The sequence below is a fragment of the Acinetobacter sp. YH12117 genome (genome assembly GCF_013418865.1).
Classification (GTDB): Bacteria; Pseudomonadota; Gammaproteobacteria; order Pseudomonadales; family Moraxellaceae; genus Acinetobacter; species Acinetobacter indicus.
Genome location: NZ_VPBF01000067.1, coordinates 1 through 5560 on the forward strand (window position 1 = coordinate 1; position 5560 = coordinate 5560).

A 5560-nucleotide genomic window follows, 5' to 3' on the forward strand; every position below is an offset into this window, starting at 1 on the left:
GAGATTCAGTCTGGAATTTATCCTTTAAGTTATGAAATGCAATTTGGTGAATGGCTGCGTGAAGAGCTTAAAGAAGGTGGAATATTGAGCTCACAGAAAGACCCAGATATTAGTATATTGCTTAGAAAAGCGAGATCTCATCATACAGTTTTATTTGGGCCAGCTTTAAACCAATGGGCACCTGAAATTTCTGATCAAGAACTATGGCAAGCAATGTCTGACACTTATCCCGAAATTGTAGCGCATTGGGATGAGGATGCAGATGAAAGAAACCAGATTTTAGCTTTATGCCGGATCTATTTTAGTTTAGTGATGAAGGATATTGCTTCAAAAGACAATGCTGCACGATGGGTTATGTCTCAGCTTTCTGATGAGCAGAAATTCGTATTGCAGCGACTTATACAGGAATATAGAGGGGAAATCGGCAAACAAAATTGGCAAGAGGAGCATTATGCTTTGCAGCCTATTGTCAATTTTTTGAGTTCAAAAATTGAAGAGCAGTTTGAGCAGAAAAGAAATCTGATCACATAATAATTTTTTGATTCTGGCTTTATGTCATGGCTTTTGATGAACTCAGCAACGTTCGCTGAAGCGATTGTAAATAGCTTCAGGCAGGCTGCATCTACCGCCAGTGGCTACAGTCTGCTTACACCCTCAGATTTTTTTGTGAACGGCTGGAAGATCGTCCAAGAGATTTTAAACTCGGTAAGTGCTTGGTCGCCTATTGATTCATTGGGGATGCTGATTGCTTCAATCATTATCATGATTGCATTTGCCTTGATTTGTGCGTTCTTGGTTTTGGCGTTGGTTGAAATGTATATCGTGGTGTCAGCTAGTGTCTTAATGATGGGGTTTGCAGGTTCGCAATGGACGAAAGACTATGCCTTGAAAACTATTCAATATGCTGTTTCAGTCGGTGCAAAAATATTTATCTTACAATTGATTGCAGGTCTTGGACTTACTTTTATCCAAGAGTGGGCTACGGGCTTTAATGTTGAAGACAATGTAAGTTTGGTCGGTATGATTGGCTGTAGTGTGGTACTGCTGGCATTAACCAAAATTGTGCCTGATATGCTCCAAGGTGTGATTAACGGTTCATCTATTGGAAGTGGTGCTGCTTTAACTTCTGCCCTACGTGCTGTGGCTGCTGCGACAGCTGGCGCTGCTGCTGGTGCAGCTGGTGCGTCTATGGCTACAAAAGGCGCTGGAGCGTTGGCAAGTGAACAGCTTAAAACGGCTCAAGCAACTGGCACAGGCCCATCGAGTGCAATGGGTAAAGCTGGTTTTATGGCTGGTAATATGGCCATGAATATGAGTTCTGCTTTAAAAAGTGACCTTGGTAGTCGTTTAAGTGGTTCTACGACTGGTGGACGTATGGCTGGCTCGATGATGAATAAAGCAAACGAGCTACGGTCAAAACGATCTAAAAGCAATCAGGATGAAAACACTATCTCATAGGGCGAGACAGATTTTTTCTGATTATTCGCATTTGTTTAGTTGTTGTTTTATACGCTCAATCCTTGTAATAAGACCATCCACACAACTTTGATGACGTTCATAAAGTGGGTGGTCTTTATTCTGCCAGTTATCCAATATTTCTTTGGCTTCGATGTACTCTTGTTCTAGTTTGTATAGTTGACCTTTCAGTCCAAAATTATCTTTATTCCAGATAGCTAATAGCTCGGTTTCACTTAGTTTTGATAAATCAGTCATTAGTAATACTCCCATTTAACCTTTAAAATCTGTTTCTGTTCGCAATGCCTTGAATATGCGTTTTGCCGTTTCTTCTCGCACACTGGACGGGTCACGTAAAATATTGGCAATCCATATTGCAAATGCTTGATAGTCCTTATTCCCTGCTAGGTCGCTGATACTGTGGACTTTAGACAATACTGAGCTATAAGTATTTATCTGACTGTCTGACAAGTTGCAGAACATATCAACCGTGCTTGGATCTCGTTCATGGTTGATTGTTTTAGGCTTGGATTTCTGTTTAAAGCTGAATGAAAACCCAATGATTGAACGTCCTCGCTTATGTTGCTCGTATTCTGCCTTAATGTCGGTATGGTCGTTAATTTGTTGAATAGCAGGCTCTAATACTCGTCTTTTAAACGATTCCATCCGTTGATGCTCTGTGTCCAATACACCAAGTCTTGACCTCAATTCCTTAGTTTCAAGCATTGATACTTTCCCAGTGCTACGCCATGCAATTAGTAGTTCATATAAACGTATGGCATAGGCACTCGTTAGGCTACTTACCTGCTCCAGTTCATAACTGGTGAAATGCTTCTCTAGGTTGGTGATCAGTGGCACAACATCATCTGAAAACCTGATACGGACAAGGGCTTCATTTTCAACATAGGACACACGCTGTACCCATCGGCTCATAACATTCTCAAGATTGCCTTTAGCCGTTAATTTTTGGTAACTAAAGCGACGCTCAAACAAGTTTTTGCAAGCATCCTTTAAGACTTTGTAGGCGGTGTTTCTATGGACATTGAAATGGTTAATGTAGCTTTCTGCATGGATAGTTAAATCACGGTCACTAGGGATATTAGACTCCCTCGCCTCCAGTATTGCTAAAAGGATTAGGCGTTGTTCTGCAAGGTCTAAATTATAACTGGCATTGATCAGCGCATTATCCTTAACGACTAGGTCTTTTTTCATACATAGCAACTTATTCGAATTTTGTTGTTATAGCAACATTATATAACAATGTTGTAATATGCAAGATAAACGTTGCTATATTGCAAGATAAACGTTGCTATATTGCAAGATAAACGTTGCTATATTGCAAGATAAACGTTGCTATATAAAGTCTGAAACCATTGCTATATAAGGATTTCAGTCACCCTAAAAATTAAAAAAAATAAAAAAATTAAAAAAGAGGGGAGGGGTCAAAATTGCCCTATGTACTCGCTAAAGCTCGTACTTTATTGAAGCTCGCAAGCTCGCTTCGAGGGGCAATTTTTCGGTTAATCCTGTTTGTGAAATCTAAAAGCAAAAGCAACTATGAATTCGCTTCGCTCATAAGGCTTTATGCTCGCTTCGCTCGGTCTAGGTGCAGATTTCAACATGAAAATATAGATTTTCTAGGGTTCAAGTCATTTAAAAGCGGTTTTTCAGAGGGTCGAGGGTCGAATATTGCTAGTTCGCTCGTAGACACTCGCTCTGTAAAACCATGTATTGTTTAGATAATTTTAATAAACACCAAAAAGAATAGGTATATCTATGGTGCAAAATCATATATTTTGCACCATAGATATACCTATCTTGAACGTGGTCTATTCCGCTTTTCGGCTTCAAGCATCTTGTTGGCTTCTTCATGCTTACCTTGTTCACGCAAGGCTTTACGTGCAAAAAATGCCTGTTTTTCTTGTTCTTGTATGGCTTTGGCTTCTTGTTTTCGTTTTTCCTGTTCGGCTAACTTCCGTTGTTGTTCTCGCTCAAGATAATTTCTTGCTCGGTCATATTTAGCTTTTAGGTTTGGATTAGCCTTGTTTACAGTCAGTTTTGCCCGATCTGTATAGCGTTCAGGCTCAAATCGAGGGGAGTTATTCCTCAATTCTCGTTCTTGTTCTTCCAGCTGGTTCAACTGCTTCTGAATTTCAGCATTTGCTGTATCCCATTTTCCGCCAAAAAACAGGGGTCTTTTTCCTAGTTCTTCTTTTTGGTGTTTAATATCGCTTTTAGATAGCTCTATTTGCTCCAAAACAGCGTTTATTTGCTCGATTTCTGTTTTTTGGATAGATGACGCTATGTTTTTCGCTTCTGTGGCTATAGCGTCGTTATATTGCGAAATAACGCTATATGCAATTTTGGTTAATTCTTCAGGGGAACGTTGTTCCTGGTCTTTTTCTTTTTGGCGTTGTTCCTGGTCTAAATTTTCCCTGGTCTGTTCCAAGTCATGAACAAGGCGTTCTGTGGCTAAAATTTCTTGCTCAAGTCCTTTAATTAATTGGCGTTCTGTATTTCTAGCCTTAATCGCATCGTTACTTAAACTGATTTCAGTGTCCTTGCCCTGTCTGCGAAGTTGGGTAATTGTAGAACCCTCATGCTGTGTGGCTTCTAAATCTAAACCTTGCTCTTTGTAGCTGCGGTGATCGACACGCTCATGGCTGCCAACCTGTTCAAGAAATTGATTGCAGAGTTCCGCAAACTGTTGTCTCCAGTGTTCGACTTCTTGTTTGCCGTTGTCGTTAAATTCTCTCGTTTTTTTATCAAGGTCGCCTTGTTGGTTAATGCTGCGTGTAGTGAGCATGATGTGGGCGTGATAGTTGCGGTCATCACTTCCGCCTGCGGTATGTGGGGCATGAATGACTGCATCAACAACGACCTTATGACGTTCTACAATTTTTCCGCATAGCTCATTGAGCATCTTCTCTCGTTGTTCTTGGTTTAATTCACAAGGAAATGCAACTTCAAATTCTCTTGATAATTGAGAGTTTTTTCTAGTTTCAATGGTTTCGACCGTATTCCAAAGCGTTTCCCGATCTAATAATTCTTTTTTGGTGTTTTCAGGCGCATAGATATTTTTAAATTCTATGCCTGTTTTCTTCGTGTAATCCTGCTCTTTTCCATAGCGTTCATCTTTCAATTTTTCCCCTGATCTATATGCAGCACACGCAACAGCACTTCGACCATCTGATCGACTAATATTTTTTACTGAAAAGTGAAAAATAGCCACGATGTAAAGTCCCATTGACAAGTATTTTTAAAAAAAAATTGAAAATTTTTTTTCGGGGTTAAGGGGTGTCCCCTTACGCACTTCAAACTTTAGTTTGGGAAAGTGCGCCCTTCGGGAAAACCCACAACAATCATATAGCAACTTGAAAGCAATGTTCAAGTGCGCTTATGATTTAGGGGGATTTCCTCTATTTGAAAGGTATGTTAAAGATGAAAATTGAGTCATTGGAACAACAAATTTCTAAGCAACAAGAGCGGTTAAAACAGTTAAAAGCTCAAAAACAAGCTGCTGTAGCTCGTGAACGTTCTAAGCAAAAAGAGTTAGAACGAAAGAATGATACAAGACGTAAGATTTTAATCGGCTCTTGTATGTTAAAAATCGTCGAAAATGACACTGTTGCTCATGAAAAGTTAATGGCTCAACTCGATAAATACTTAACCGAAAATCGAGATAGAGAATTATTTAATCTTCCATTAAAGGAGTGAGTGATGCCTGATTTAATTCAGTTAGAATATCTACAAGAAAAATTACAGCAGCTTTTAGCGGAATCATTATTTGCAATTTATCTTTATGGTTCAGCTGTTGACGGTGGTTTAGGGCCAGAAAGTGATCTTGATGTACTGGTCGTGGTCACTCAACCATTAACTTCTGCTTTACGTGAGCAGCTTGCACAAGAATTACTAAAAATTTCACAGCCTGTTGGGGAATTACAAAGGCCATTAGAAGTTACTATTTTATTAAAAGATGAGATTCAGTCTGGAATTTATCCTTTAAGTTATGAAATGCAATTTGGTGAATGGCTGCGTGAAGAGCTTAAAGAAGGTGGAATATTGAGCTCACAGAAAGACCCAGATATTAGTATATTGCTTAGAA

At 39.4% G+C, this 5560-nt stretch carries 7 protein-coding genes; 4 read left to right on the top strand and 3 right to left on the bottom strand.

Annotation, left to right across the window (positions count from 1 at the left end):
* On the top strand, window positions 1-531 hold a 531-nt coding region (locus tag FTU55_RS14405), incomplete at its 5' end, for an aminoglycoside adenylyltransferase domain-containing protein (protein ID WP_180047434.1).
* 21 nt (window positions 532-552) lie between these two features.
* On the top strand, window positions 553-1458 hold the full coding sequence (trbL, locus tag FTU55_RS14410; RefSeq protein WP_204832353.1) for a P-type conjugative transfer protein TrbL: 906 nt from the start codon (window positions 553-555) through the stop codon (window positions 1456-1458).
* Between the two features lie 21 nt (window positions 1459-1479).
* On the opposite strand, the gene FTU55_RS14415 is transcribed toward trbL, so the two are convergent.
* The 3 genes from FTU55_RS14415 to mobQ all read right to left on the bottom strand — a co-directional run bounded on the left by FTU55_RS14415 (window position 1480) and on the right by mobQ (window position 4687).
* Complete coding sequence (locus FTU55_RS14415) at window positions 1480-1713, bottom strand: hypothetical protein (protein WP_065996352.1); 234 nt, start codon at window positions 1711-1713, stop codon at window positions 1480-1482.
* A 15-nt stretch (window positions 1714-1728) separates the two neighbouring features.
* The gene (gene repM / locus FTU55_RS14420) at window positions 1729-2667 is read right to left on the bottom strand and encodes a replication initiation protein RepM (RefSeq protein ID WP_065996348.1); all 939 of its coding nucleotides are present in this window, start codon (window positions 2665-2667) and stop codon (window positions 1729-1731) included.
* A 601-nt stretch (window positions 2668-3268) separates the two neighbouring features.
* Window positions 3269-4687 carry a MobQ family relaxase gene (gene mobQ, locus FTU55_RS14425; RefSeq protein WP_065996350.1) on the bottom strand — a complete coding sequence of 473 codons (1419 nt, stop codon included), beginning with the start codon at window positions 4685-4687 and terminating at the stop codon, window positions 3269-3271.
* A gap of 209 nt (window positions 4688-4896) precedes the next feature.
* On the opposite strand from mobQ, the gene FTU55_RS14430 reads away from it, so the two are divergent.
* On the top strand, window positions 4897-5172 hold the full coding sequence (locus tag FTU55_RS14430; RefSeq protein ID WP_004919011.1) for a hypothetical protein: 276 nt from the start codon (window positions 4897-4899) through the stop codon (window positions 5170-5172).
* Window positions 5173-5175: 3 nt separating this feature from the next.
* A partial coding sequence (locus FTU55_RS14435) for a nucleotidyltransferase domain-containing protein (protein ID WP_180047436.1) occupies window positions 5176-5560 on the top strand: 385 nt, incomplete at its 3' end.

Bases quoted from the DNA above. Each gene is read 5' to 3' on its own strand.
- trbL (WP_204832353.1), top strand. From the start codon at position 553: ATGTCATGGCTTTTGATGAACTCAGCAACGTTCGCTGAAGCGATTGTA.
- FTU55_RS14415 (WP_065996352.1), bottom strand. From the start codon at position 1,713: ATGACTGATTTATCAAAACTAAGTGAAACCGAGCTATTAGCTATCTGG.
- repM (WP_065996348.1), bottom strand. From the start codon at position 2,667: ATGAAAAAAGACCTAGTCGTTAAGGATAATGCGCTGATCAATGCCAGT.
- FTU55_RS14430 (WP_004919011.1), top strand. From the start codon at position 4,897: ATGAAAATTGAGTCATTGGAACAACAAATTTCTAAGCAACAAGAGCGG.